The sequence below is a fragment of the Brevundimonas sp. UBA5713 genome (genome assembly GCF_002419815.1).
Taxonomy (GTDB): Bacteria; Pseudomonadota; Alphaproteobacteria; order Caulobacterales; family Caulobacteraceae; genus Brevundimonas.
The window spans coordinates 18,752-44,061 of the sequence record NZ_DIGV01000031.1; the positions used below are offsets into that span (position 1 = coordinate 18,752).

The 25,310-nt window shown below is 62.6% G+C and carries 22 protein-coding genes and 1 pseudogene; 11 read left to right on the forward strand and 12 right to left on the reverse strand.

Annotated features, from left to right (window positions below; all coding sequences use genetic code 11):
* Nucleotides 1–30 precede the first annotated feature (30 nt).
* Nucleotides 31–1,398: a DNA repair protein RadA gene (gene radA / locus B3B04_RS08025; protein ID WP_292041740.1), complete on the reverse strand. Its 1,368-nt coding sequence runs from the start codon at nt 1,396–1,398 to the stop codon at nt 31–33.
* Between the two features lie 162 nt (nt 1,399–1,560).
* On the opposite strand from radA, the gene B3B04_RS08030 reads away from it, so the two are divergent.
* Together B3B04_RS08030 and B3B04_RS08035 are read left to right on the forward strand one after the other, a co-directional pair.
* Complete coding sequence (locus B3B04_RS08030; protein WP_292041741.1) at nt 1,561–2,169, forward strand: Yip1 family protein; 609 nt, start codon at nt 1,561–1,563, stop codon at nt 2,167–2,169.
* A 117-nt stretch (nt 2,170–2,286) separates the two neighbouring features.
* Nucleotides 2,287–2,901 (forward strand): Yip1 family protein, encoded by a 615-nt coding sequence (locus tag B3B04_RS08035; RefSeq protein ID WP_292041743.1) that lies wholly within the window; start codon nt 2,287–2,289, stop codon nt 2,899–2,901.
* Between the two features lie 57 nt (nt 2,902–2,958).
* Here the strand turns inward: B3B04_RS08035 and alr are convergent, their stop codons facing one another.
* The 7 genes from alr to rpsF all read right to left on the reverse strand — a co-directional run bounded on the left by alr (nt 2,959) and on the right by rpsF (nt 10,480).
* Nucleotides 2,959–4,011: an alanine racemase gene (gene alr / locus B3B04_RS08040; RefSeq protein WP_292041744.1), complete on the reverse strand. Its 1,053-nt coding sequence runs from the start codon at nt 4,009–4,011 to the stop codon at nt 2,959–2,961.
* A 61-nt stretch (nt 4,012–4,072) separates the two neighbouring features.
* Nucleotides 4,073–5,557, reverse strand: a complete 1,485-nt coding sequence (locus B3B04_RS08045) for a replicative DNA helicase (protein ID WP_292041745.1) — start codon at nt 5,555–5,557, stop codon at nt 4,073–4,075.
* Between the two features lie 111 nt (nt 5,558–5,668).
* The gene (locus tag B3B04_RS08050; RefSeq protein WP_292041746.1) at nt 5,669–6,064 is read right to left on the reverse strand and encodes a hypothetical protein; all 396 of its coding nucleotides are present in this window, start codon (nt 6,062–6,064) and stop codon (nt 5,669–5,671) included.
* A 166-nt stretch (nt 6,065–6,230) separates the two neighbouring features.
* The gene (locus tag B3B04_RS08055; protein ID WP_292041747.1) at nt 6,231–8,672 is read right to left on the reverse strand and encodes a TonB-dependent receptor plug domain-containing protein; all 2,442 of its coding nucleotides are present in this window, start codon (nt 8,670–8,672) and stop codon (nt 6,231–6,233) included.
* Nucleotides 8,673–9,229: 557 nt separating this feature from the next.
* Entirely contained in the window at nt 9,230–9,814 is a 585-nt protein-coding gene (rplI, locus tag B3B04_RS08060) for a 50S ribosomal protein L9 (RefSeq protein WP_292041748.1), read from the reverse strand.
* Nucleotide 9,815: 1 nt separating this feature from the next.
* Nucleotides 9,816–10,091, reverse strand: a complete 276-nt coding sequence (rpsR, locus tag B3B04_RS08065) for a 30S ribosomal protein S18 (RefSeq protein WP_003167100.1) — start codon at nt 10,089–10,091, stop codon at nt 9,816–9,818.
* An 11-nt stretch (nt 10,092–10,102) separates the two neighbouring features.
* Nucleotides 10,103–10,480 carry a 30S ribosomal protein S6 gene (gene rpsF / locus B3B04_RS08070; RefSeq protein ID WP_292041750.1) on the reverse strand — a complete coding sequence of 126 codons (378 nt, stop codon included), beginning with the start codon at nt 10,478–10,480 and terminating at the stop codon, nt 10,103–10,105.
* A gap of 316 nt (nt 10,481–10,796) precedes the next feature.
* On the opposite strand from rpsF, the gene B3B04_RS08075 reads away from it, so the two are divergent.
* The 3 genes and pseudogenes from B3B04_RS08075 to fabD all read left to right on the forward strand — a co-directional run bounded on the left by B3B04_RS08075 (nt 10,797) and on the right by fabD (nt 14,702).
* On the forward strand, nt 10,797–12,113 hold the full coding sequence (locus B3B04_RS08075) for an Nramp family divalent metal transporter (protein ID WP_292041752.1): 1,317 nt from the start codon (nt 10,797–10,799) through the stop codon (nt 12,111–12,113).
* Nucleotides 12,114–12,232: 119 nt separating this feature from the next.
* Nucleotides 12,233–13,663, forward strand: coding sequence for a purple acid phosphatase family protein (locus B3B04_RS08080; RefSeq protein ID WP_292041754.1), 1,431 nt, complete (start codon nt 12,233–12,235; stop codon nt 13,661–13,663).
* 84 nt (nt 13,664–13,747) lie between these two features.
* Nucleotides 13,748–14,702, forward strand: a pseudogene (fabD, locus tag B3B04_RS08085) (ACP S-malonyltransferase).
* A gap of 57 nt (nt 14,703–14,759) precedes the next feature.
* Here the strand turns inward: fabD and B3B04_RS08090 are convergent.
* Entirely contained in the window at nt 14,760–16,043 is a 1,284-nt protein-coding gene (locus B3B04_RS08090; protein ID WP_292041755.1) for a serine hydrolase domain-containing protein, read from the reverse strand.
* Between the two features lie 87 nt (nt 16,044–16,130).
* Here B3B04_RS08090 and fabG point away from each other — a divergent pair, with 87 nt between their 5' ends.
* The 6 genes from fabG (at nt 16,131) to gmk (ending at nt 21,620) form a co-directional block, all read left to right on the forward strand.
* Nucleotides 16,131–16,871, forward strand: a complete 741-nt coding sequence (gene fabG, locus B3B04_RS08095; protein WP_292041818.1) for a 3-oxoacyl-[acyl-carrier-protein] reductase — start codon at nt 16,131–16,133, stop codon at nt 16,869–16,871.
* Nucleotides 16,872–17,064: 193 nt separating this feature from the next.
* Entirely contained in the window at nt 17,065–17,304 is a 240-nt protein-coding gene (locus tag B3B04_RS08100) for an acyl carrier protein (RefSeq protein WP_292041756.1), read from the forward strand.
* Between the two features lie 193 nt (nt 17,305–17,497).
* Complete coding sequence (gene fabF, locus B3B04_RS08105; protein WP_292041757.1) at nt 17,498–18,778, forward strand: beta-ketoacyl-ACP synthase II; 1,281 nt, start codon at nt 17,498–17,500, stop codon at nt 18,776–18,778.
* A 1-nt stretch (nt 18,779) separates the two neighbouring features.
* On the forward strand, nt 18,780–19,970 hold the full coding sequence (mltG, locus tag B3B04_RS08110; protein ID WP_409516040.1) for an endolytic transglycosylase MltG: 1,191 nt from the start codon (nt 18,780–18,782) through the stop codon (nt 19,968–19,970).
* Complete coding sequence (locus tag B3B04_RS08115) at nt 19,967–20,872, forward strand: YicC/YloC family endoribonuclease (protein WP_292041759.1); 906 nt, start codon at nt 19,967–19,969, stop codon at nt 20,870–20,872. Before mltG ends, B3B04_RS08115 begins: the two co-directional genes overlap by 4 nt.
* A 106-nt stretch (nt 20,873–20,978) precedes the next feature.
* On the forward strand, nt 20,979–21,620 hold the full coding sequence (gmk, locus tag B3B04_RS08120; protein WP_292041760.1) for a guanylate kinase: 642 nt from the start codon (nt 20,979–20,981) through the stop codon (nt 21,618–21,620).
* Nucleotides 21,621–21,632: 12 nt separating this feature from the next.
* Here gmk and B3B04_RS08125 read toward each other — a convergent pair whose 3' ends face one another.
* The 3 genes from B3B04_RS08125 to rsmA are packed head-to-tail and all read right to left on the reverse strand — an operon-like array spanning nt 21,633 to nt 25,303.
* Entirely contained in the window at nt 21,633–23,315 is a 1,683-nt protein-coding gene (locus B3B04_RS08125) for an MHYT domain-containing protein (protein ID WP_292041761.1), read from the reverse strand.
* Between the two features lie 45 nt (nt 23,316–23,360).
* Nucleotides 23,361–24,494 (reverse strand): pyridoxal phosphate-dependent aminotransferase, encoded by a 1,134-nt coding sequence (locus B3B04_RS08130; protein WP_292041762.1) that lies wholly within the window; start codon nt 24,492–24,494, stop codon nt 23,361–23,363.
* Entirely contained in the window at nt 24,494–25,303 is an 810-nt protein-coding gene (rsmA, locus tag B3B04_RS08135) for a 16S rRNA (adenine(1518)-N(6)/adenine(1519)-N(6))-dimethyltransferase RsmA (RefSeq protein ID WP_292041764.1), read from the reverse strand. The genes B3B04_RS08130 and rsmA overlap by 1 nt, the downstream gene beginning before the upstream one ends.
* Nucleotides 25,304–25,310 lie beyond the last annotated feature (7 nt).

Sequence of the window (25,310 nt, forward strand, 5' to 3'; positions counted from 1 at the left end):
GGAAACCGTAGTGAAAAATCGTCCAGAATCTCAGAAGCGGTTTTGGGCGATGCGATCCACGGCCTCGGCCAGTTTGTCGACCACGGTGAGGGTGACGTCGCTCTTCTTGCCCTTGCCCAAGGCGGGCGCGATGGCACGTTCAAAGCCCAGTTTGGCGGCTTCTCTCAAGCGCGCCTCGGCGCGGCCTACGGCGCGGACCTCGCCCGAGAGGCCGATTTCGCCAAACACCACGCAGCCCTTGGGCAGCGGCTTGTCCAGTGCCGAGGAAATCAGCGCGGCGGCGGCCGCCAAGTCAGCAGCGGGCTCATTGATTCGCATGCCGCCCGCGACGTTCAGATAGACGTCCTTGTCGCCAAAGGTGATGCCACAGCGCGCCTCCAGCACGGCCAGAAGCATGGCAAGGCGGCCTGAATCCCAGCCCACGACCGCACGACGCGGCGTGCCATAGGCGGACGGGGCGACCAGCGCCTGAATCTCCACCAGCACGGGACGAGAGCCTTCGATACCGGCAAAGACGGCGGCCCCCGGCGCGCCCTCCTTGCCTTCGCCGAGGAAGAGGGCAGACGGATTGGCTACTTCGCGCAGGCCGCTGTCGCCCATTTCGAACACGCCGATCTCGTCGGTCGCGCCAAAGCGGTTCTTGCCCGCGCGCAGGATACGGAAGGGATAGCCGCGCTCGCCCTCGAAGCTGAGGACGGCGTCGACCATGTGTTCGACCACGCGGGGCCCTGCGATCTGGCCATCCTTGGTCACGTGGCCGACGAGGATGATGGCGGGGCCGTCATTCTTGGCCATGCGTACCAGCTCGGCGGCGCAGGCCCGAACCTGTGTGATCGAGCCGGGGCCCGCCTCGTGCGCATCCGACCACAGGGTCTGGATGGAATCGATGATGACGATGTCGAACTTGTCGCGTTTCAACGTCGTCAGAATGTCTCGCAGCGAGGTGGCCGAGGCCAACGCTACGGGCGCATCGGCCACGCCCATGCGCTTGGCCCGCGCGCGAATCTGCTCGATGGCTTCTTCGCCCGAGATATAGGCGACCTTGGCCCCGCCGCGCGCGGCCTTGGCGGTCACCTCCAGCAGCAGGGTGGATTTGCCCACGCCCGGATCACCGCCCAGCAGAATGGCCGAGGAGGGCACCACGCCGCCGCCGCACACGCGGTCGAACTCGGCCACGCCGGTGATGATGCGGGGCGGGTCGGGCGTGTCGGACGCCAGTGTCTCGAACGTCAGGCCGCGACCACGCGCCGTGGCGGTGGGCTTCATCGCACCGGGAGGGGCCGCTTTCGACTCCTCCACCAGCGTGTTCCATTCCCCGCAGCCGGAGCATTGCCCAGACCATTTGCCGTGCACGGCACCACAGGATTTGCAGACGAAGAGAGACGAGTCACGAGCCATGGCCGGACCTTAGCAGAGCCCGCGATTGACGACAGGGCTTAGCTGAGACGGTACGTCCGGATTTGACGCACAGCCGTTAGTCACAAAGTGGTGTTCTGAAAATGGCAGTTTTTGCTCTATGGGATGAAGTCAGCCCGACTTTCATCCCCAACGGAGCCCCCGATGACTGCTGATAATGCGCCTTTGCTAAAGCCCTCTCTGATCGAACGCGTCAAATCGATCCTGCTTCAACCCAAGGCCGAATGGCCGATCATCGGTGCGGAACCCGCCACCGTGAAGGGGCTCTTCACCGGCTATGCCATGATATTGGCCGCCATCGGGCCAATCGCCGGACTTATCGGCGGACTGGTTTTTGGTGGAGCCGGCGCAGTGGGCGCTTTGGCACTGATCGTGGGAGCTGTTGTCTCCTATGTGCTGACGTTGGTCGCAGCCTTTGTTCTGGGGTTCATCATCGATGTGCTGGCTCCCTCGTTCGGTGCGCAGCGCAATCTTGAGCAATCGATGAAGGTGTCCGTCTATGGATTCACCCCCGTGTGGATTCTGGGCATTCTCAACATCGTGCCGATGCTGAGCATTCTGGCCTTCATTGGCGTGCTTTATTCGTTCTATCTGATCTTCCTCGGCATCAAGACCGTGAAGACACCGCTGGAAGACAAGGCCGTCCTTTATGCTGTGGTGGCCATTATTGCGGCTCTGATTGCCAACCTTTTTGTCAGCATGATCGGCGGTCTGATCATCGCGCCTTTTGCCATCGCATCTGCAATGGTCTGATTTTTTGTCCGGTCGAAGAGAAGGGGGCGTCGTCCATCGGGCGGCGCTCTCTTTTTATCCGGTGGATGGAGGCGCAGGTCCCTTTGGCCTATGATGGTGCCAATATGGAGGGCCTTTATGACCGCTGAAAATACACCGGCGCTGGATCCGAATCTGGTGGACCGGGTGAAGGGAATCCTGCGCGCGCCTAAGCTGGAATGGCCGATTGTCGCCGCAGAACAGACCACGGTGAAGGCGCTATTTACGCGCTATGCCATGGTGTTGGCGGCTATTCCGGCTCTGTCGTCCCTTGCCAACGATCTGCTTTTTGGCGATCGCGGCGTGGGCAGCGCCTTGCTGGCCGCCATCGTGGGCTACGGTCTTGCGCTACTGGCCACCTATGTGGTGGGCATTGTGATTGACGGTCTGGCCCAGAATTTCGGGTCGGAAAAGAATGTCGTCCAGTCGATGAAGCTGGCCGTCTATTCCATGACGCCCGCTTGGATCGCAGGCGTTCTGAATATTATCGGTCTGGACTGGCTGGCTGGCCTGCTGGGGCTGTACGGCATCTATCTACTGTATCTGGGGCTGGCCCCGCTGAAGAAGACGCCCGCGGACAAACAGGTCCTGTACACAGTGGTGCTGGTGCTGGTGGCGATGTTGCTGAATATCGTGATCTTCAGCCTGATCGGGGCGGTTCTGGCCGCCTTTGCCATCGTGGGTTTCGGGGCGGCAACGTTTGCTATGGGTTGAGGCAAGCCGTCGCCGTTTAAGACAAAGGGCACCCGCGAGGTGCCCTTTTTTGTGTCCCTAGCCGACGTAGAGGCGCGGCACGCGCGGGGTAATCGAGGTCAGCAGTTCATAGCTGATGGTGCCCGCGGCAGTGGCGGCATCGTCGATCATCCGGTTGGCCCCGAAAAGTTCGACCGTGTCACCGGCCTTGACGTCCAGACCGGTGACATTGACGGCCAGTACGTCCATGGACACGCGGCCCACGATGGGGCGCATTTCGCCCGCAACCCAGACCTGACCCTTGGGCGAGTACGACCGCAGTACGCCATCGGCATAGCCCGCGCCGCAGGTGGCGATAGTGACCGGCTTTTCAGGGCGGAAACCTTGGGAATAGCCCACGGTCTCGCCCACCGGCACGTCACGCACCTGCATGATCTGGGCGTTCAGGGTCGCTACGGGGGCGATATTCTCGTGCGGCTTGCCCTCGGGGCCGCCGCCGTACAGGCAGATGCCCGGACGCACCACATCGAAGCCGAAATCCTCGCCCAGGAAGCAGCCGCCGGAATTCGCAAAGCTGCGGGTCGCGTTGGGATATTTGCGCGACACGGCGTCAAAGGCATCACGCTGTTGGCGGTTCAGCGGATTGGCAGGCTCATCGGCGCAGGCGAGGTGGGTCATCACCAGCGCCAAGCCTCCAAACGGCTCGGGCGCGTTTTCGACGCGATAGCCCAGGCGGTTCATCGCCGTGTCGATTTGCAGGCCGCAAGCCCCGCCGCCGGACGATAGCCAGTTCTGGACCTGAGCGGGCTGGTTCAGCACGGGGCGCAGATTGGCGGCGCGGATATTGGCGATGTTGTCGCCGTGGGCTCCGTCCAGCACATAGATGGTCGGCTCGGCACCCAGTCCTTCACGCAGGATCACGCCCTCGGCCGCGCGGGCCACGAAGAAGGTGCGCGCGCCCTCGGCCATCAGGCGTCTGGCCACCGCCACCGCGCCCAGCCCATAGCCATCCGCCTTGACGACCGGATTGACCGGACGGCCCGTCAGGGCACCCAGCGTGTGATAGTTACGGGCCAGTGCGCCGAGATCGACCGTAAGGCTGGCGGGCAGAGAAGCGGGCAGGGAGGACATGGGGCGAATGTTTACGCCCCGTTTTCCCATCGGGCCAGTCCATTAGGGGCAGGAAATGCCCTTATTCGTAGTCGTGGTTGTCATAGCGCCCGTCCTTGGCCAGATTGCCAAAGCGGGTGGTGTTGGCGTCGAACGCCAGCTTCACGATGCCGATGGGGCCGTGACGCTGCTTGCCGATCACGACCTCGGCCTGATGCTGCAGGCGGTCCATGTCTTCCTGCCACTTCAGGTGTTCCTCGGTGCCTTCGCGCGGTTCGGCGCGGCCGAGGTAGTAGCTCTCGCGGTACACGAACATCACGCAGTCGGCGTCCTGCTCGATCGAGCCCGATTCACGAAGGTCCGACAGCTGCGGGCGTTTATCGTCGCGCTGTTCCACCTGACGCGACAGCTGTGACAGGGCGATAATCGGAACGTTCAGTTCCTTGGCCAGCGCCTTCAGACCACCGGTGATTTCGGACACTTCCTGCACGCGGTTCTTGCCGCCGCTTTCGCCGACGGTAACCAGCTGAAGGTAGTCGACCACGATTAGGTCGAGACCGTGTTCCATACGCGCCAGACGGCGGGCACGGGCCCCCAGTTTGGAAATTGAAATACCGCCGGTGGCGTCGATATAGAGCGGGCTTTCCCCGATCTCGATGGCCGCATCGCGCAGTTTGGAGAAGTCGCTGGCGTCGATCTCGCCTTTACGCAGCTTGTCCGAGGACACGCCCGACGCATCGGCGAGGATACGCATGGCCAGCTGTTCGGCACTCATTTCCAGCGAGTAGAAGGCCACCACGCCGCCATCCACGGTCTTGCGGCTGCCGTCCGGCTGGATTTCGTATTTGTAGTTGCGGGCAACGTTGAAGGCGATGTTGGTCGCCAGCGCCGTCTTGCCCATCGACGGACGACCCGCGAGGATCAGCAAGTCGGAAGGGTGCAGGCCGCCCAGCTTCTGGTCGAGGTCGTCGAGACGGGTGGCAAGGCCCGCCAGCTTGCCTTCGCGCTGATAGGCTTCGCCCGCCATTTCCACAGCACCGGCCAGAGCGTGGGAAAAGGACACAAAGCCGGAGGACGGCTTGCCCGTCTCGGCCAGCGAATAGAGGGTTTGTTCGGCCTGTTCGATCTGGTCTTCGGCGGGGCGCTCGGGATCGGGCGCGTCCTTGGCGATCTGGCCGCCGATGCGGATCAGTTCACGGCGCAGGGCCAGATCATAGATGACGCGTGCATAGTCCGGCGCATTGGCCGCCGGCGGTGCACGGTCCACCAGATCGGCGAGATAGCGAAGGCCGCCGAACTCGGCGAAAGCCGGATCCTGTTTGAACCGCTCCATCAAAATGGTCGGCTCGGCCAGCAGGCCCTGGCGGATATGGTCTTCGATGGCCTTGAACAGGCGCTGGTGGAAAGGTTCGTAGAAATGGATGTCGCGCAGGCGGTCGCTGAGGCGCTCGAACACGGCATTGTCGAACATGAGCGCACCCAGCAGCGCCTGCTCCGCCTCGAGGTTGTGCGGCATGGCCGTCACGGTCACATCAGAGTCGAAAGGCATCGGGGTCAGGGCGTTCATGATCTTGATACAAACAGAACGGTCTCCATCACGCGAATGACGGAGACCTCAGAAAAGGGGTTGTCCCGTAAGCTGTTTTCCACAGCCTGTGAACTACGGGGAATGTCTAATTTAGCCGCGGCAGGGGTAGCGTTCGCTCATCCAGTCGCGCACGGCCTGGGTGACCGTGACGTTTCGGCGGCTGGCGGGCAGGCCCTCGAAGCGCGCCACCAGATTTTCAGGCGTGATACCTGTGCCCGAAGAAGGAATGCAGTGGTTCGGACGGCGACCGGCGCGCTGGGCCGTGGCCTGTTCGGCCTTCACCTGATTGACGGCACCGGTGACCACGCGGATCAGCTGGCGCGTATCGGAACGCATCATGGCGGCGGCACGGTTACGGGGGATATCCTCGCCCACTTCCAGAAACTGGGCCACGGTCATTTGCGACTGGGCAGCGGCGGGCGTGACAGCAAACAGGGTGGCAGCAGCCGACAGGCTGAGCGCCAAAACAGCGATGCGACGGGTCATAGGTTCGAGATGCTCCGATCACGCTCAGGATGCAAGCGCGATATAGTGTCAGTTGTCTGCCGTAAGGTCCACGGCCTGAATGCAAGCTGAACAATAGCGGGCATGGAAAAGGGCGGCCCGACTTGCGGACCGCCCTTATGTTACGCACTAGATCTCGGGCTGCGACTTACCAGCGTACGCTGAGGCGACCATACACATATCGGCCGTTGAAGCCGTACGGCGAGAAGTTCGACCACGGGAAGGCCCCCGAGGTGTTGTTGGCCGGCAGGCTTTGGCGCGGATACTGGTCGAACACATTGTCTGCACCCACCGCCAGGGTGACGCGGTCGGTGAAGCTGTAGCGGGCCTCGACATCCGCGATCAGCGCATCGCCCAGTTGCAGGTCGGTGGCCTCGGTCGCGCCAGCCGAAAGAACGTCGCCATATCCTGTCAGGCGGAAGGTGCCGCCCAGCTTTTGCGCGTCCCAGTCGGTCTGGAAGACGACCTTCCAGGGCGGGGTGCCTTCCTCGAAGCGATAGGTGGCCTGACGACCGAACAGGGTCTGCGGATTGGGCAGAATGCCCGAGCGGGTTGCCGGCGTCTTGGTGATCTCAAAGTCGTTGACGTTACCAGCCAGAGTGAAATCGAGGCGGTGCCCGTCGGCCACATCGGCACGATAGCGCGCGACGACGTCCAGACCTGTGGTTTCGGTATCGACGCCGTTGATGAAGAAGCGCGCGGCCGTTGCGCCATAGGGGACCAGTAGGTCGTAGATGGCCCGCTCATTGGTGCCCGGATCGGCCGTGGCGCTGCCCGTCAGGGTTTCGGACAGAATGATGCGGTCATTGATGTCGATGCGATAGGCGTCTGCGGTCAGTTCGAAAGGACCGTTACGCACCACAAAGCCCAGCGAGTAGTTGACCGACTCTTCCGCCTCCAGGGGCGTGCCGCCCAGAGCCAGGCCCGCCTCGCTGACCGACGGATAGGTGCCGGTCTCATACGGGACGTTCGAGATGTAGAGGATGGAGGTCTGGGTATAGTACTGCTGTTGCAGGCTCGGCGCGCGGAAGCCGGTCGAGACCGCGCCGCGGATGGCGAAGTTCGGCGTGAAGTCGTAGCGGGCAGCAATCTTGCCCGAGACGTTGTCGCCAAAGTCCGAATAGTTCTCGTATCGCACGGCACCCGACAGGGTCAGGCCTTCGACAACTTCGCCTTCCAGATCCACATAGACGCCGACATTGTTGCGGTCTTCGTCGACTTCGTTGTTGGGCGTAAAACCGGTGAAGCCGCGCGAGCCGAAGGTGAGGGTGCTGCCGCCTGCGGTCAGGACCGGACCACGGGCATAGGAGGCCTCTTCGCCGGCACCGATCTTATAGGTCTCGTTGCGGGCTTCCAGACCGACAGCAACGTTCAGCGGGCCGTGCCAGCCCAGATCGTATTCGCGACTGGCGTCGATACCCAGTACCAGCTGGCCGTATTCCAGGGAACCGGCGTAGAAGCTGGTTGGGCTATCAATGCCATAGGTCGGGTTCATGGTGTTCTCGGCACCGAACTCGATCTTGTTCGAGCCGTAGCCCAGATTGATGTCCACGCCCCATTCACCCAGATTGCCGCGCACGCCACCGGCGGCGGTCCAGTCCGTCGTATCGGTCAGGATGAAGGGCAGGTAGCCGTTCGGATATTTGCGACCCGAGCCGTAGTCGGGGTTTTGGGTGTCGTCGGTCGGGGTACGATAAAAGGCGGCTGCCGAGCCGTCGCGCTGTTGATAACCGGCCCAGCCATAGGCTTCCCAGCCGTTGGCCAGAGGCACACCAGCATTCAGATAGATGCTCAGGTCTTCGGTCTGGGCATCGCCTTGCGAGCCGGTAATGCGACCCAGCGTCGGATGGTAGTCCGAACGATTGGTGCGCTCGCGGTCGCGGTATTCCACCGAGGCGGTCAGGAAGCCTTCCTCGCCTAGCGCAAAGCCCTGCCAACCCGAAACGGTCAGGGTGTCACCATCGCGGATGTCCTCGCTGCGACCGTAATAACCGTCGAAAGAGGTGTTGTACTGGCCGAAGGTCACCGTGGCACCGCCGCCTTCGCGGGCTTCGCGCAGGCGCAGGTTCAGCACACCGGCAATAGCGTCCGAGCCGTATTGGGCGGCCGCGCCATCACGCAGGACCTCGATGCGTTCCACTGCCGAGGACGGGATGGCGTTCAGATCCACTGCCGACGAGCCACGGCCCACCGAGCCGTTCACGTTGACCAGAGCGGTCTGGTGGCGGCGCACGCCATTCACCAGCACCAGCGTCTGGTCCGGACCCTGACCGCGCAGGGTGGCCGGACGGATGGAGTCTGTACCATCGGTGGCCGACGGGCGCGGGAAATTCAGGGCCGGAACCGATGCCGCCAGCTGGGCGGCCAGTTCCGTCGAGCCCCGCTGTTCCAGAGTTTCTGCGGTGACCACGTCGACCGGAGCGACGGTGTCGAGCCGCGAACGGTTGGCCACGCGGGTGCCGGTGACGACGATGTCGTCGACGGCGGTGGTCTGGTCTTGCGTCTGCGCCTGAGCGGCACCGGCGATCAGCAAGACCGAGCCTGAGGCGGCGGCGAAGAGGGCGGTTCGGTAGGCGAGCGTTCGGATCATAGGAGGAGGACTTTCTCGATAGGGGCCCTCGCGCTGTTCAAAGCAGGCTGGGGGCCGGACGCACCTGCGGCCAGAAGCGCACAGGCGGGCAACACACGGATTTCGGAGACGGTGCGCTTAGACGCGTAGACACCCACAACAGCCCGGGCCCACAGGCGACAGGTCTGACGCTAGGTTCTGTTCAAGCATTTGTTCCCCACAAGCACGCGCCCCTTGGTCGGGCCATGCTTGATCGGGATGAAAAGCAGGCGTCCGGCCAGAAGGCTCATGGCGACACCCGCTTCGGGGGCCTCGCCACAGACTGAACCGCCACATTGCGGTGCTTTATTCTGAAGCGATATCGAGATTATCTGAACTAAGGTGAAGAAAAACTAAATTCCAAATATCGCCGGTTTGACCGGCGGCTGCGCAATAATCAGCCTTGCGTGCGTTAAACGCGGCATTGCTCGTTCCGATGCGCGTTTAGAGGGCATCTCGTCCGACAAACGGCGAGGCGCAAAGAAAAAGGGCACCTGCCAACGCAGATGCCCTTTTCCTTAAAAGTCCGAAGAGGAAGCTTAGGCTTCTTCGCCGAAACCTTCTTGCTGGCCAGCGCCGCCTTCGATGAGCTCTTGAGCGGCTTCTTCAGCTGCTGCACGCTCGTCGTCGAACTGCGAGCGAATGACGTCTTCGCCCTTGGCTTGGCGTTCAGCTTCATCAGCCGAACGAGCAATGTTGATCTTGACCGTAGCCGAGACTTCACCGTGCAGGCGAACCAGCACTTCGTGAACGCCCAAGGTCTTGATCGCGGTGTTGAGCACGACTTGCGAGCGCTCGACCTTGCCGCCTTCAGCACGGATGGCTTCAGCGACGTCGCGGCCTGCGACCGAACCGTACAGTTGGCCGGTTTCGCCAGCTTGACGGATCATGACGTAGGTCTGACCGTCGATCTTGTCGGCGATGACCTGAGCGTCAGCCTTGTTCTTCTCGTTGCGGGCTTCAATAGCAGCACGCTCGATTTCGAAGGCCTTCAGGTTGGCTTCCGTGGCGCGGCGAGCTTTGTCGCGCGGCAGAAGGAAGTTACGAGCGAAGCCGTCCTTAACAGTGACGACGTCGCCGATGGCGCCGAGGTTATCGACGCGTTCCAGCAGAACGACCTTCATCTTACTTCACCACGTACGGCAGCAGAGCCAGGTAGCGAGCGCGCTTGATGGCCTTGGCCAGTTCGCGTTGCTTCTTGGCGGAAACGGCGGTGATGCGCGAAGGCACGATCTTGCCGCGTTCGGAAACGTAACGCTGCAGCAGCTTCACGTCTTTGTAGTCGATCTTCGGCGCGTTGGCACCCGAGAACGGGCAAACCTTACGACGACGGTAGAACGGACGACGGGCCGGGCCGGAGCCAGCCGGAGCGCCCGGGATCGGAGCAGTGGTATCGGTCATCTATCCGTTCCTTATTCCGAAGCCGCAGCGTCTTCGTTGCGGTTGCTGCTGCGATCGCGTTCGCGTTCGCGGCGAGCCAGCAGCGGCGACAGTTCCAGGTCGAGCTCTTCGACGCGGATGGTCAGCCAACGCAGCACGTCTTCGTTGATCGACAGCTGACGCTCGACTTCTGCCATAGCAGCAGCCGGTGCATCGATGGCGAGCAGCGAGTAGTGAGCCTTGCGGTTCTTCTTCACGCGGTAGGTCAGGTTGCGCAGACCCCAGTACTCGATCTTGGCGACCGAGCCGCCGTTTTCTTCGATCAGAGCCTTGATGGTGTCGTTCAGCGCTTCGGCCTGTTGCGCCGAGATGTCTTGGCGCGTCATGACCGTGTGCTCATATAGAGCCATGCGGTGTTCTCCCTTGGCGGGCATCGGCGCACACGAACCGGGTAGTTCGCCTACGATGGCTCCTGCAGTGGCGGACGGGAGTTTCCCGACCCTTTGACACTCCACAACAGGACCGAAACCCTGGAAAGGTGGGGCCTATAGTGGAAAAGCGCCCAAAGGGCAAGGTTGATCGGCATTTCAGCCTAATTTGGCCCTGTCGGTGACCGCGGGTTTGTCCTCACAAAGGTGAGAACGGCTTCAGGTTAACATTGGCGGCAGCCACAAACCGTGTCAGCAAAAAGGCCAAAGTATAAGTACAGGGACGGAGCCCCCACGAATGTCCGATCTACAGCCAGACAAATCTGCCGTCATCGACGGCGGGGATGATCATATACCCAAGAATAAATGGTCCCTGATCGGGCCGGGGATTGTGGTTGCGGCCACGGGCGTGGGGGCAGGGGACCTTGTCGCCACTCTGATTGCGGGGTCCAAATTCGGCTATGCCCTGCTGTGGGCGGCCATTGTGGGCACCATTCTGAAGATTGCGCTGGCGGAGGCGACCGGTCGCTATACGCTGGCTGGCGAGAAGACGATCTTTGAGGGCTGGAGCTCGCTGGGCAAGGGCTTCTTCGGCTCGCGTATCAACTGGGCAGGCCTTTATTTCGGCATCTATGTCGTGATCTGGGGCTTTGTGTACGGTGCGGCGGCCATGACCTCGACCGCACTGCCCATGGCAGCCCTGTTTCCGGTTCTGGACCTGAAAACATGGGGCATGCTGGCCGGTATTGCGGGCCTGATCTTTGTCTGGTTCGGCGGCTACGGCCTGTTTGAAAAGGTGATGACCTTTGCGGTCGGGGTGATGTTTGTCACCGTGATCGGCCTGGCCATTATCGTGGCTCCGAACATTCCAAACCTGTTGACCGGCCTGTGGCCGACCCTGCCGCAAGGTTCGGTCTTCTATACGCTGGGCCTGATCGGTGGCGTCGGCGGCACGATTACGATGGCGGCCTACGGCTATTGGCTGAATGCCAAGGGCTGGCACGGTCCGTCGTGGATCAAGGTGATGCGTCTGGATAATCAGGTCGGCTATATCGTCACCGGCGTATTCGTGATTGCTATGCTGATCGTGGGCGCAGAGCTGCTGTATTCTGCTGGCATTGCGCTTCAGGGAGGTGATCGCGGTCTGCTGGACTTGTCGGGCGTCCTGCGTGATCGTTTCAGCCCGTTCGTGGCGACCATGTTCCTTGTCGGCTTCTGGGCCACCAGCTTCTCGTCCCTGCTGGGCGTGTGGAATGGCGTCAGCCTGATGTTCTCGGACTTCATCACCCACGTGCGCGGCAAGGAAAAGGTATCCATGGCCGTCACGCAAAAGACGTGGTCGTTCCGTTTCTTCGCGCTGTGGCTGACGTTTCCGCCGATGGCGCTGCTGTTCATGGACCGTCCGTTCGGCCTGATCGTGGCCTATGGCGTGCTGGGCAGCCTGTTCATGCCGTTCCTCGCGGGCACGCTGCTGTGGCTGCTGAACTCGGACCGCGTGCCGAAGGAATGGCGCAGTGGCTGGCTGTCGAACCTGATGCTGACCGCGGCGACCATCCTGTTCGCCTCGCTGGCCATCAATGAAATCAGCGCCCAGATCGGCAAGCTTTTTCAGTAGTCGGCCTATTTGTCATGCTGCTGTCCGCAAAGCGGGCAGGAGCTGTCGCAAAACTCACGTTCGGTCGTCGCAAACCTTCTCTAATCAGCACGGATTCCTTTCTCGTCAGGACACTGAAGATGAAATCCGCATTGGCTCTGGCAGCTATCGCAGCCTTGCTGGCCTCCACACCGGCCGCTTCGCAAATCGTGTCTCCGCCGGACCCCGATCCTCTGCCGCCGCCACTGCACGCCCCTAACGGCCGGTTTGCCGCCAAGGGATGGGCTGACCGTATTGTCCTGACGCCCGCCGCCGACGCGGCCCGCGGTGCCGCCGTCGCATGGCGCACCAACACCGAACAGACCACGGCCGAGGCCCAGATTGCCGAAGAAATTGACGGCCCTCTGCTGGACTTTGCCGCCGTTACTGTACAGGGCACCACCCACGCGATCGCGAACGAAAATGGTGCGGCCAACTATCATCAGGCCCGCTTCAATGATCTGAAGCCCGACACACGGTATGTCTATCGCGTGAAAGCCGCTGACAGCTGGAGCGAATGGATCCCGTTCCGCACGGCCAAGGAAGGCTTCGCGCCGTTCCGCTTTGTTTATCTGGGCGACACCCAGAACGACATTTTGGAGATTGGCTCGCGCGTGATCCGTTCGGCACTGAAAGAGGCCGGTCCCGCCGCCCTCGTGCTGCATGCCGGTGATCTGGTCGCCCAGCGCGAGGTCAAGGTCCATGACGACGAGTGGGGCGAGTGGACCGAGGCGGGTGGCCGCGCCTTTTCCATGACCCCGCAGATACCCGCTCCGGGTAACCACGAATACGTCGACCACATTCTGCCGGATGGCGAGGAATCCCGTCTTCTGGGCCCGCACTGGTCGCGCCAGTTCGCCCTGCCGGACAACGGTGCCGAAAAGGCCAAGGACACCACCTATTTCGTCGACTATCAGGGCGTGCGCTTTATCGTTCTGGATGGCACGGCGGCTATCGATCTGGGCGCATCTGAAAGCCAGACCGCGTGGCTGGACAACGCCTTGGCGACCAGTCCGGCCAAGTGGAACATCGCCGTGTTCCATCAGCCCATCTACACCTGTGCCCGTCCGGACGACACCGAAGTGCTGAAGGCGGCATGGAAGCCGATCTTCGACGCCCGCAATATCGATTTGGTGCTGCAAGGCCATGACCACTGCTATGGTCGCGTGTCCCATCCGGACGGTGCCGAGGCATCGCGCGCCAACAGCGACGCGGGTCTGCCGCAAGGACCCGTCTATGTGGTGTCGGTTACCGGCTCCAAAATGTACGGCCTCAATGACCGTGCAGACACCCAGCCGGTACGCGCAGCCGAAAACACCGAGCTGTACCAGTTGATCGATGTCGAGGAAGGCAAACTGGAGTTCCGCGCCTATACGGCGACGGGGCGTCTCTATGATGCCTTCACCCTGACTAAGGGCGATGACGGGCGCAATCGCTTGATAGAAAGCACGGAAAGTCTGCTGGCGCTGCGTCGTTGTGACGGCGAGCAGGGGCCTGATAACCGCCCCTGTACCGCCGAAATCAAAGACTGATCCGGCTCGTTTCTCTTGCCGCAGGGGAGGCTTTGGCCTACCCCTCGCGGCTTGAGTTCAACGAGATAAACGGACGAAACGCTGATGAGCCTCGCGCTTCTTTTCCCCGGACAGGGCAGCCAGTCGGTCGGCATGGGCGTGGCCCTGGCCGAAGCCTTTGCCAGCGCACGCGAAGTCTTTGCCGAAGTTGACGACGCCCTGAACCAGAAGCTGTCGGCCCTGATGAAGGATGGTCCGGAAGGCGACCTGACCCTGACCGAGAACGCCCAGCCCGCGCTGATGGCTGTGTCGGTCGCTACGGCCCGCGCCCTGAAGGCAGAGTTCGGCCTCGACGTGTCCAGCGCCGCCTTCGTGGCCGGCCACTCGCTGGGCGAATATTCGGCGCTGGCGGCTGCGGGTTCGATTTCGCTGGCCGATACGGCGCGCCTGCTGAAACTGCGCGGTCAGGCCATGCAGCGCGCCGTGCCGGTGGGTAAGGGCGCGATGGCTTCGCTGATTGGCCCCAAAACCGATCTGGCGCTGGCCGAAGAAGCCGCCAAGGCCGGCAGCGCAGCGGGCGTCTGTGTGGTCGCCAACGATAACAACAAGGGCAATGTCGTCATCTCGGGCGACAAGGCTGCGGTCGATCTGGCTATCGAAAAGGCCAAGGAATTGGGCGCGCGCGCCATTCCGCTGAACGTGTCCGCCCCGTTCCACTGCCCGCTGATGGCTCCGGCTGCCGAGGAAATGGCTGCTGCTCTGGCAGACGCCAAGATCNNCTAAGATCGTGGCACCTTCGGCCTCGGTGGTCGCCAACGTGACCGCCCGTCCGGAAACCGATCCTGAAACCATCCGCCGCCTGCTGGTCGAGCAGGTCACGGGCCGCGTCCGCTGGCGCGAGAGCATGGAGTGGATGGCGACCGAGGGCGGCGTGACCCGCTTCGTCGAAGTCGGCTCGGGCAAGGTTCTGACCGGCATGGCCAAGCGCATCGCCGCCGACGCCGAGGCTCTGGCCCTCAACACGCCGGAAGATTTGGAAGCTTTCGCCAAGTCGCTCTAAGCGATCGAGGCAAGACGATATGAAAGGGCGGGAGAGCTGATCTCCCGCCCTTTTATCTTAGCGGTTGATGCCCAGATCGGCATCGATGGCCGGACGAAGTTCGCTCAACACATTGACCGAGCGATAGGGCAGGGCCTGCATCATCAGGACGGCGGCGAAGTTGTGGGCGGGGTCGATCCACGCCTGCGTCGAGGCCGTGCCGCTCCAGCCGAACTCTCCGGCGCGCTTGTGGCCCTCGCGGGCGACCCAGCCGCCGAAACCGTGACCGCCGCTGGCGGCTTCGATCTCGCTGTCGAGAATATCCGAACGCATCAGCTGGGCCGTTTCCGGCGTCATGATGCGGCGACGGCCCAAAGCCCCGTCGTTCAGCAGCATGGCGAGGAAGTCCAGATAGTCCGCCGCCGTGGACAGCAGACCGGAACCGGCGAACGGCAGAGGCACTGGGCGCGAAAGAGCCTCCGCAGAGGCTGCGGCCACAGCCTGTCGGGGGCCACGGCCATTGGTGCCATAGTTGTAGATGGCGGCCAGACGCTCGGCATCGCCGTCGCGCAGGCGCCAGACGGTGTCGGACATATCCAGCGGGTTCAGGATGCGGCGCTGGACAAAGTCGGCATAGGCCATGCCGGACGCACGCTCGATCACCACAGCCAGCACGTCGATGGAGATGCCGTACTCATAGCGCGTGCCCGGCTCGAACATCAGCGGGATGTCGGCCAGACGCTTGATCAGTTCGTCATAGGTTTCCGGCTGGTCGCGACCGCTGGCGCTGGTGGCCATGAAGATGCCATTGCTGGCATAGGCGCGCTGGACCGCATTATTGCCGGTGTGGGCATAGGTGAAGCCCGCCGTATGCGTCAGCAGGTGGCGGATGGTCATGGTTTTTTGCGCCGGACGGGCATTCAGGTTGCGCGCCGGATTGCGGGCGACCTTCAGCTCGGCAAACTCGGGGATGATTTCGGCGACCGGCTGGTCGAGGCTGATCTTGCCTTCCTCGATCAAAATCGCGGCGGCAGCCCCCGTAATCAGCTTGGTCATCGAATAGATTCGGAAAATCGTGTCCCGATCCACCCTGGTGAAGCTGCCAAAATCGAGCGTTCCAGCCTGAACAAAGGCTTGCCCACCTTCGGGAAGTTGGACCCCGACGCACAAGCCGGGCAGGCGGCTTTGCGACACAAAACGGTTCAGAACGTCCTGCGTCATCGGCAGGCGGTCTATGCCGCGAACAGCAGAAAGTCCTGCATTTCCAGCGCTTTGGCACGCGCTCATGGAAAAGGGTAGCGTCAGCGCTCCAGCCCCCAACAGAAGGTGGCGGCGGTTGAAATTGGGATGTTCTGCGACCATTGAAACCTTCCGTTGCGGCACCTTCCTCTGGCGAAGCGAGCCAGGTTCAGATAGGACCAGCGCAAAGATTTGGCGGAGCAGACCGAGATGTTCAACCTCGAAGGCAAGACAGCACTGGTAACCGGCGCGACCGGCGGCATTGGCGGCGCGATTGCACGGGCCCTGCACGCACAAGGTGCAAATGTTGTGCTGTCGGGCACCCGCGAGGCCGTTCTGGCCGAACTGCAGGCCGAATTGGGCGAGCGCGCCTTCTATGCGGTGGCCAATCTGTCGTCGCCGGAATCGGTCGACGGTCTGGTGGCCGCTGCCGAGGAAGCCGCAGGCAACCCGCTGGACATTCTGGTGGCCAATGCGGGCATCACCAAGGATGGCCTGCTGATGCGTATGAAGGATGAAGACTTCCAGTCGGTCATCCAGATCAACCTTGAATCCTACTTCCGCCTGACCCGCGCGGCGGTCAAAGGCATGATGAAGCGCCGTTCGGGCCGCATCATCGGCGTGACCTCGGTGGTCGGCGTGACCGGCAACCCCGGCCAGACCAACTATTCGGCCTCCAAGGCCGGCATGATCGGCTTCTCCAAGTCGCTGGCGCAGGAAGTCGGCTCGCGCGGCATCACCGTGAACTGCATCGCGCCGGGCTTTATCGCCTCGCCGATGACCGATGTGCTGAACGACCAGCAGCGCGACGCCATTCTGGGCCGTATTCCGGCGGGCCGTCTGGGCACGGGCGATGAAATCGCCGCCGCTGCCGTCTATCTTTCGTCGAATGAAGCCGCCTACGTCACGGGTCAAACCCTGCACGTCAACGGCGGTATGGCGATGATCTAACCCCCTGCGGGCCCGATCACTTTCAGATCACGGCCCGCAACAAACTGTTTCCAAACCCTGAGGCTGTGCTAAAGGGCGGAAACGCTCGCGGTGTTGTGAGTCCTTCAGGACTTGCCTCACCAAGGCTGCCGTGACACGGCGATAACCCAACCCCGCCATCACGGCGACAACGAAACAGGCAAGAGAGACACTCATGTCCGATACCCTCGAACGCGTCCGCAAGATCGTCATCGAACAACTGGACGCCGACCCGGACAAGGTCACCGAAAAGGCTTCCTTCATCGACGACCTGGGCGCTGACTCGCTCGACACCGTCGAGCTGGTCATGGCCTTCGAAGAAGAATTCGACGTCGAAATCCCGGACGATGCTGCTGAGCACATCCAAACCGTCGGCGACGCCGTGAAGTTCATCAACGAGAAGCTGGGCGCCTAATCAGGCCCCTGCGTTTCGTCGCAGACTTCAAGCTCATGGCCGCCGTGACGGACCCCTAGCGGGACCGTCCGGCGGCCATTAGTGTTTCTGGAGCTGATTCAGCACTCAGGCTGATTCATTTGGGTCGGGCGCCGGTAGGGCGACTGACAGGCTTTTACAGCCGTTGCACTGTCTGAACTAAGGAGCGCGAACCATGCGCCGCGTCGTTATCACGGGCCTCGGCCTTGTCACTCCGCTGGGCACTGGCGTCGAGCACGTCTGGAAGAATCTGCTGGACGGTCAATCCGGCATCCGTCCGATCACCACCTTCGACACCGAAGGCTATGGCTGCACCATCGCGGGCGAAGTGCCTTCGGTCGATGGTCGTGGCGGCGGTGCGCCCGATCAGCCGGGCGTGTTCGATTTCGACAAGGTGCTGTCTCCCAAAGAGCGCAAGCGCGTCGATGACTTTATCGTCTTCGCTATGGCCGCAGCCGACGAAGCGCTGGCCGATGCCAACTGGAAGCCGGAAAGCGAAGAAGACAAGGAAGCCACCGGCGTCATGGTCGGGGCAGGCATCGGCGGCCTTGGCCCGATTGCCGACACCGCCATCATCCTGAAAGAGCAGGGCCCGCGCCGCGTCAGCCCGTTCTTTATCCCCTCGGCTCTGATCAATCTGGCGTCCGGCCAGATTTCGATCCGTCACGGTCTGAAAGGCCCGAACCACTCGGTGGTGACCGCCTGCGCCACCGGTGCCCACGCCATTGGCGATGCGGCCCGTATGATCGCGCTGGGCGATGCCGATGTGATGGTGGCCGGTGGTGCCGAAAGCTCCATCGTGCCGATCGGCATTGCAGGCTTCCTGGCCTGCAAGGCGCTTTGCACCGCCTATAACGACACGCCTGAAAAGGCTTCGCGTCCCTATGACCGTGGCCATGCCGGCTTCATCATGGGTGAGGGCGCGGGCATTATGGTTCTGGAAGAGTACGAGCACGCTGTCGCTCGCGGTGCCAAGATCTACGCCGAAGTCGTCGGCTATGGCATGAGCGGCGACGCCTACCACATTACCGCCCCGTCGGAAGACGGTGACGGTGGCCAGCGCGCCATGAAGGCGGCGCTGAAGCGTGCAGGGCTGGAGCCCTCGGACCTCGACTACGTCAATGCCCACGGCACCTCGACCATGGCTGACTGGATCGAACTGAAGGCCATCGAGCGTCTGGTCGGCGATCACGCCCAGAACCTCGCTGTGTCCTCGACCAAGTCGATGACGGGTCACCTGCTGGGCGCTGCGGGCGCTATCGAGGCGGTGTTCTCGGTTTTGGCCATTCGCGACCAGATGGTCCCGCCGACCATCAATCTGGATGATCCGGAGATGGAAACGCCGATTGATCTGGTCCCGCACAAGGGCAAGGCCAAGAAGGTGGATGTGGCCATGTCCAACTCCTTCGGCTTTGGCGGCACCAATGCCGCTGTGATCTTCAAGAAGGTCAACTAACTTGGTCAAGGCTCCGGCGCGCCGTCCGACGACGAAAAAGTCACCGCCTCGCGGCAAGGGCCCGAAAGGGTCCCGTTCGAGCCTTGGTATCGGCCTGCTGACGGCGGGCGGCACGTTGGGATTATTTCTAATGGCCGCCCTGATCGCCGTATGGGCCATCTATTGGGGGCCGGGGCCAAAGGCGCAGGGCGAGGCACAGTCCACCATCGTCACCCTGCCGTCCGGCGCGGGCGTACCCGCCATCGCTGCCAATCTGAAACAGGCGGGCGTAATCCGCTCGACTGATCTGTTCCGCGCGGCCATCAGCTTGACGGGGGCCGACCGCCGCATCCGTGCCGGCGAATACGAGGTGCCGTCCGGCGCTTCTCTGGCCACGGTGGTGAACCTGTTGGTCGAAGGGAAGGGCGTTCGCCACTATGTCACCATCCCCGAGGGCTGGTCCTCGGCGCAGGCGGTGGACATCCTGATGCGCCAGCCGGTGTTGACGGGCGAGATCGAAGGCATCCCCGAAGAGGGTAGCCTATGGCCCGACACCTACGAGGTGTCGCGCGGCGAAACCCGTCAGGCGGTGATCGACCGTATGCAGCGCGCCGCCAACACCAAGCTTGAGGCCCTGTGGGCGCAGCGTGGCCCGAACACTGTGGTTCGCACGCCCAAGGAGGCCGTCATTCTGGCTTCTATCGTCGAGAAGGAAACCGCCGTGGGGGCAGAGCGCCCGCAGGTGGCCGCTGTGTTCAGCAACCGCATCCGCATGGGCATGCGCCTCGATAGCGACCCGACCATTGTTTACGGCATCACCAAGGGCCGCCCGTTGGGTCGTGGTCTGCGCGTGTCGGAAATCCGCACGCCGACGCCGTGGAACACCTATACCTTCACGGGGCTGCCGCCGACCCCGATCGCCAACCCCGGTGAGGAGGCGATCAAGGCCGTGCTGAACCCGCCGCGTTCGGACTATCTGTTCTTTGTGGCTGACGGCACGGGCGGTCACGTCTTTGCCCGCACCTATCAGGAGCATCTTCTGAACGTCGCCCGCTGGCGCGATATCGAGCGCCGCCGCGCCGCTATTGCGCGTGGCGAGTCGGTCGAAGACATGCCCGAGTCGGTGATGAACGAGGGGCCGCGCGTGCTGACGCCGGACCAGATCCCCGCCGGTGCCCAGATCATCCGCGTGCCGGAGCAAGCGCCCCAATGAGCAAGACCGGACTAAACAAGGGCCCGCTGTCGGGCATGACCGGCTTTGGCCGTGCAGACGGTGCTCTGCATGGCTGGACGTGGTCGGTCGAGGCACGCTCGGTCAACGGGCGCTCGCTGGAGACCCGCTTTCGCGGCCCCAACGGCTTTGACTCGCTGGAGCGACTGGCCAAGGCCGCATCGCAGGCGCGGTTCCAGCGCGGTCAGGTGTCGGTTGGCGTGCAAGCCCGCAAGGAAACGGCGGGTGACGCTCTGGTCCGCATCAATCAGGAGGCGCTGGACCGCTATACGGCGCTGGCCCAACAGTTGATGGCACAAGGGGCTGCGGCCCCGACGGCAGACGGTCTGTTGGCGCTGCGCGGCGTGATCGAGGTCGCCGAGGAGGGCGAAGACACCGATCAGCGCGCCGAGGTCGAGACCGCCATGGCCGCCACCATTGAACAGGCTCTGGATGGTCTGTTAGAGGCGCGCCAGCACGAGGGCGCACAGCTGATGCCCGTCGTCAGTGAATTCGTCTCCCACATCGAAGGTCTGGTCGCCCGTGCCGAAGCCGAGGCGGGCGCACAGGTCGAAGTCATCCGCGACCGTTTTACCCGTCGCATGACCGAACTGGCCCCCGATGCGCCGGACCTGTCGGAGCGCATCTTCCTTGAAGCCGCTGCCTTGGCCGCCAAGGCCGATGTGCGTGAGGAACTGGACCGTCTGGCCGCCCACGTGGCCTCGGCGCGCGCGCTGCTGGCACAGCCGCCTGCGGGTCGCAAGCTGGATTTCCTGATGCAGGAGTTCATGCGCGAGGCGAACACCCTGTGTTCCAAATCGGCGACTACGGAACTGACCGCAGTCGGTCTGGAGCTGAAAGCTGTGATCGAACAGCTACGCGAACAGGTCCAAAACATCGAATAGGGCGGTTTAGGACTAAAGCCTGTAAGGTTTTAGGACCCGCCGCCTTGCAGGTGCTGTCCGTCAGTTTTATGCACCCTTGCTTCCACGAGTCGTTGAAAGCCAGTTCATGTCGAGCGCACGCAGCCCCCGCCGAGGCGTCCTTCTTATTGTCGCCAGCCCTTCGGGCGCAGGAAAGACCAGCTTGTGCCGCCGCCTGATGGCCGACCACAAGAATCTGGAGCTGTCGATTTCGATGACCACGCGCGGCATTCGCCCGGGCGAGGTCGATGGCCGCGACTATAATTTCGTCTCGCGTGAGGAGTTCCAGCGTCTGATCGACGCAGATGCCTTCCTTGAGTGGGCCGATGTGCACGGCAATCTGTACGGCACCCCGCGCGCGCCGGTGGAGCGTGCGCTGGCCGAGGGCCGTGACGTTCTGTTCGACATCGACTGGCAGGGCGCGCGTGACGTGGCCGAGAAATGCCCCGGCGATGCGGTTCGCGTCTTCATCCTGCCGCCGTCACTGGAAGAGCTGCGCCGTCGTCTGGTGACCCGCTCGCAGGACTCTGAAGAGGTGATCGAGCGCCGCGTGGGCAATGCCAAGGGCGAGATCGAGCACTGCGACGAGTTCGACTATGTGCTGGTGAACGAGGACTTTGACGGGTCCTATGCCGAACTGGCCCACATCTATCACGCCGAGCGTAGTTGCCGCCGACGCAATCTGTGGATCGCGAACTACAAGCAGGCGCTGCTGAACGAAGTGGTTTGAGCCAAAGTGCTATCAGGAACGAGGGGTCGGTTTTCCGGCCCCTTTTTTCGTGGTGGCCAGTGGCATGTCCTGGGTCGTGAAGTTCAAGGTAACGCGCAGTCCGGTGGGCAGGTAGTCGATCTGCGCCGTGCCGCCCAGCGGGCCTTCGATGCTTGACTGGATCAGGCGCGACCCGAAGCCCTTGCCTTTGGGGGCCTGAACCACAGGGCCGCCCGTTTCCAGCCATTCCAACCGCACCAACCCTTCCGGCGACGGATGGGTCCAGCGCACGTGGATACTGCCCTCTGATTGCTTGAGCGCGCCATGCTTGGCGGCATTGGTGGTCAGTTCGTGGGCGATCAGCCCCATAGACAGGGCGCGCTTGGGATCCAGTAGCAGCGTAGGGCCCTGAATGACGGCGCGCTCTGTATAGGGGTGCAGTTCCTGCTGGAAGATGGCGGCAATGTCGGCGCTCTCCCAACCGGTGTTGGTCAGCAGCGTTTGCGTGTTCGACAAAGCCAGCAGGCGCGACTGGAAGGTCTCGATAAAGGTCGGCAGATCGGGGCTACCGCGCGCGGTCAGGGCGGCGATGGACTGGATGCTGGCGAAATTGTTCTTCAGACGGTGGTTCAGCTCGTTCAGCAGCAGTTTTTGGCGCTGGTCGCTGACTTCGAGGGCGGTGCGGACCTTGTGACCCTCGGTGATGTCCAGCAGCACACCGGCCATTTTTATGTGGTGTTCGCGGCGGTGGTGGACCATGCGGCCGCGCACCGACAGCCAGCGCTGGCCGACCTGAATCTCGGTCTCGCGGCGCACAGTCGACTGTGGTTCGCGCAACGACTTCTTGGCCATGGCGATGGCGACTTCGGTCAGAGGGCGGGCTGCCTCGTCGATCTGGTCGTTATCGTCGATCTGCAACAGCTTTCGGGCATAGTCCGATAGCCAGACCTGACGACCAGGCAGTTGCACCTCCCAGTAGCCGATGTCGCCTGCGTTCAGAACGGACAGGAAGCGCAAGCGGCGATCCAGATGGGCCGTCGCCAATGTTGTACCGAGCAGCACCACCGCCACGACCGTGGTGGCGATGGCAAGAAACAGGGGCTGGTGAGGCGGGCTGTGCACCGCATCGACGGGAATAGAGACGGTCAGTCCCGCCATGCCGGTGTAGTGCATAGCCGTGACGGCTAATCCCAGCAGGATAGCGGCCATCAGTCTCTGCATGGGCTCCAACTGCTTGCGGACCAGCAGAAGGGCCACCAGCGAGGCCAGAATGGCCACCAATACAGATAGGGCCACATACACAGGATTATAGGTGAGGCGTGCCTCGGTCTGGACGGCAGCCATACCGACGTAGTGCATCAGGGCGATGGACGCCCCCATGGCGGCACCGGCGATCAGCAGGTTGCGACGCGACAGCTCGGAGTTGGCCGCTGCCCAGAAGGCACCGCACGTTCCTGCGGCAGCGAGCAAGAAGGACAGGATCGTCAGGGCCATGTCATAGGTGACCGCTACGCCGGGCTGAAACCCGAGCATGGCGACAAAATGCATGGTCCAGATGCCGCCGCCCATGCAGAGGCCGGTGGCTACCAGCCAAAACAGGCGACGGATTTGAAGGCTTTCGCGGACCCGCTCCAGCAGGCCCAGTGAGGTCCAGGATGCAAGGATTGCCACGCCCACCGACATTGCGATGAAAATGACGTCGTGGCTGTGATGCACGCCTTACCCCCGCGAACGAAAATCCTGAGAAACCTCCGTTTCAGATCAATCGCTTAAGCCATTGAAAAACGGTGTTATCCGAATTATAGCGTCTTCAACTTCTTTCGTCGACACAGCAAAACTGAAACGGATAAAGCGCTTTCCGTTGACCGGATCGAAGTCCACACCGGGAGCGGTGGCCACACCCGTGGCGCGCAGCAGACGTTCGCAGAAATCGATGCTGTTGTCGGTCAGATGGCTGATGTCGGCATAGATGTAGAAGGCACCATCCGGCGGCGCGATAGTGGCCAGCCCCAACTGCGGCAGGGCGTCCAGCATCAGCTTGCGATTTTGGCGATACACGTCGACATAGGATTCCAGCACGTCGATGCAGTCCATGGCCACCAGGGCGGCGCGCTGGCTGAGCGTCGCGGGCGTCAGGAACATATTGCCCATGCGGGCGCGGGCCTGTTCAACCATATGCGGCGGCAGGATCACCCAGCCCAGACGCCAGCCCGGCATAGACCAGTATTTGGAGAAGCTGTTCACCACAGTGGCTTGCGGCGCGTATTCCAGCATGGACGGGGCGCGACCTTCATAGATCAGGCCGTGGTAGATCTCGTCCGAGATGATCTGGATGTTTTTGCGGGCGCACACCTCGGCGATGGCCTTCAGCTCGGCCTCGGGGATCAGCGAACCGGTCGGATTGGCGGGGCTGGCCAGAATGACACCTTGCGGCGCGGGCTCGATGGCAGCCAGTGCCGCGCCGGTCATCTGGTAGCTGACCTCGGGACCGCAGCCGATCTCGATACACTCCATGTGCATGGCTTTGAGCGTATTGCGATAGGCGACATAGCCGGGGCGCGCCGTAACGATCCGGTCGCCCGGATTGAACATCACCGACAGGGCCACCACCAGAGCGGGGGAGGCCCCCGCCGTCAGGATCACGCAATCCGGATCGACCGTGACGCCATAGCGCTCGTCATAAAGGCGGGCGATACGCTCACGCAGTTTGGGGTCTTCCCAATAGCCGCCGGCCTCGGAATCCAGACGCGCATGGGCCTCGGCAATTGCCTTGGGAGGGGCACCCGTAGACGGTTGGCCGAACTCCATATGGATCACCGAACGGCCTTCAGCTTTCAGCTGATGGGCAATGCGGGAGATGTTGATGGCGCGGAAAGGATCAATCTGAACGGTCATTACAGGGCATCAGCCAAACGTAGGAAACCGGCAACGTCGATGGTCTCGGCGCGGGCTTCGGGAGAGATTCCGGCGGCTTCGCACAAGGTGGCACCGCCGAGTTGTTTCAGCGAGGAACGCAGCATCTTGCGACGCTGGCCAAAGGCCGCCGCCGTGACGCGTTCCAACTTCTTCAGCCGCTCTGGGCTTGGGCGCACTTCCAGCGGCACCAGATGCACCACAGCCGAAGCCACCTTGGGCGGCGGTGTAAAGGCGGCGGCGGGCAGGTGCATGACGATGCGCGCCTCGCAGACGGCCTGGGAAATGACGGCCAGACGGCCATAGGCATCGTCGTCCGGTTGGGCGACCACGCGCTCGGCAACTTCCTTCTGGAACATCAGCGTCAGAGCATGCGGCAGCCACGGGCCGGTCAGCCATTTGATCAGAAGCGGCGTGCCGACATTATAGGGCAGGTTCGACACCAGATGGGTCGGGCCTTCGGACAGTTCGGCTTCCTTGACCTTGAGGGCGTCGGCCTCATGGATGGTCAGACGGCCGGAGCCGTCGTCCAGTTCGGACAGCAGCGGGATGAAGCGCGGATCTTTCTCGACCAGAATGACCTTGCCCGCATCGCTTTCAATCAAGGCGCGGGTCAGGCCACCGGGGCCGGGTCCGACCTCGATGACATTGCGGCCTTCGAACGGGCCGGCATAGCGCACGATCTTGCGGGTAACATTCAGGTCCAGCAGGAAATGCTGGCCAAAGCTCTTCTTGGCCGAAAGGCCATGGGCGTCGAGCGTTTCGCGGAGGGAGGGCAGGTGGTCGGTCACGACGCAG

Bases quoted from the DNA above. Each gene is read 5' to 3' on its own strand.
- alr (WP_292041744.1), bottom strand. From the start codon at position 4,011: ATGTCCTCCCTGCCCGCTTCTCTGCCCGCCAGCCTTACGGTCGATCTC.
- rpsF (WP_292041750.1), bottom strand. From the start codon at position 10,480: ATGGCTCTATATGAGCACACGGTCATGACGCGCCAAGACATCTCGGCG.
- rpsR (WP_003167100.1), bottom strand. From the start codon at position 10,091: ATGACCGATACCACTGCTCCGATCCCGGGCGCTCCGGCTGGCTCCGGC.
- B3B04_RS08045 (WP_292041745.1), bottom strand. From the start codon at position 5,557: ATGAACGCCCTGACCCCGATGCCTTTCGACTCTGATGTGACCGTGACG.
- B3B04_RS08055 (WP_292041747.1), bottom strand. From the start codon at position 8,672: ATGATCCGAACGCTCGCCTACCGAACCGCCCTCTTCGCCGCCGCCTCA.
- B3B04_RS08080 (WP_292041754.1), top strand. From the start codon at position 12,233: ATGAAATCCGCATTGGCTCTGGCAGCTATCGCAGCCTTGCTGGCCTCC.
- B3B04_RS08115 (WP_292041759.1), top strand. From the start codon at position 19,967: ATGAGCAAGACCGGACTAAACAAGGGCCCGCTGTCGGGCATGACCGGC.
- B3B04_RS08050 (WP_292041746.1), bottom strand. From the start codon at position 6,064: ATGACCCGTCGCATCGCTGTTTTGGCGCTCAGCCTGTCGGCTGCTGCC.
- gmk (WP_292041760.1), top strand. From the start codon at position 20,979: ATGTCGAGCGCACGCAGCCCCCGCCGAGGCGTCCTTCTTATTGTCGCC.
- B3B04_RS08090 (WP_292041755.1), bottom strand. From the start codon at position 16,043: ATGGTCGCAGAACATCCCAATTTCAACCGCCGCCACCTTCTGTTGGGG.
- radA (WP_292041740.1), bottom strand. From the start codon at position 1,398: ATGGCTCGTGACTCGTCTCTCTTCGTCTGCAAATCCTGTGGTGCCGTG.
- B3B04_RS08030 (WP_292041741.1), top strand. From the start codon at position 1,561: ATGACTGCTGATAATGCGCCTTTGCTAAAGCCCTCTCTGATCGAACGC.
- B3B04_RS08100 (WP_292041756.1), top strand. From the start codon at position 17,065: ATGTCCGATACCCTCGAACGCGTCCGCAAGATCGTCATCGAACAACTG.
- fabF (WP_292041757.1), top strand. From the start codon at position 17,498: ATGCGCCGCGTCGTTATCACGGGCCTCGGCCTTGTCACTCCGCTGGGC.
- fabG (WP_292041818.1), top strand. From the start codon at position 16,131: ATGTTCAACCTCGAAGGCAAGACAGCACTGGTAACCGGCGCGACCGGC.
- B3B04_RS08075 (WP_292041752.1), top strand. From the start codon at position 10,797: ATGTCCGATCTACAGCCAGACAAATCTGCCGTCATCGACGGCGGGGAT.
- rplI (WP_292041748.1), bottom strand. From the start codon at position 9,814: ATGAAGGTCGTTCTGCTGGAACGCGTCGATAACCTCGGCGCCATCGGC.
- B3B04_RS08130 (WP_292041762.1), bottom strand. From the start codon at position 24,494: ATGACCGTTCAGATTGATCCTTTCCGCGCCATCAACATCTCCCGCATT.
- B3B04_RS08035 (WP_292041743.1), top strand. From the start codon at position 2,287: ATGACCGCTGAAAATACACCGGCGCTGGATCCGAATCTGGTGGACCGG.